This is a genomic window from Elizabethkingia argenteiflava (assembly GCF_009904105.1).
In the GTDB taxonomy this organism is placed as follows: domain Bacteria; phylum Bacteroidota; class Bacteroidia; order Flavobacteriales; family Weeksellaceae; genus Elizabethkingia; species Elizabethkingia argenteiflava.
Genome location: NZ_JAAABJ010000239.1, coordinates 1 through 363 on the forward strand (window position 1 = coordinate 1; position 363 = coordinate 363).

Here is a 363-nt window from a genome sequence, read left to right on the forward strand (position 1 = left end):
AGAGAATTGACAAAAATCTGCAGTCATATCAAAACTACTAAGAAAATAAGAGTTCCAAAACTCTCTGATTTGGAACTTGTTGCACTCAATATCACTGCGGAATATAGGTCTATAAACTCTGAATTACAACTATTTAGAACCATTGAAGGGACAAAATTGGACGCAAAAATAGAAAGAAGTGTGTTTAATAAAAGAAAAAGAAGGCTTTTCCCTTTTATTGAAAAAATAAGAGAAACATTAAGAGCCTGTTTAAATTTTATTGATTAATAATTTTATAGCAGATAATTTGGTCATATTTTCGGAGGATTCATGTAAGAGTTGATAATTCCTGCAAAGCCTTCTATCATTATCAAACCATGAAAA

The 363-nt window shown here is 29.8% G+C and carries 1 pseudogene; it reads left to right on the top strand.

Annotated features, from left to right (window positions below):
• Nucleotides 1-6: 6 nt before the first annotated feature.
• Nucleotides 7-240 (top strand): annotated as a pseudogene (locus GNY06_RS13600) (IS982 family transposase); the annotation flags it as partial.
• Nucleotides 241-363: the final 123 nt, after the last annotated feature.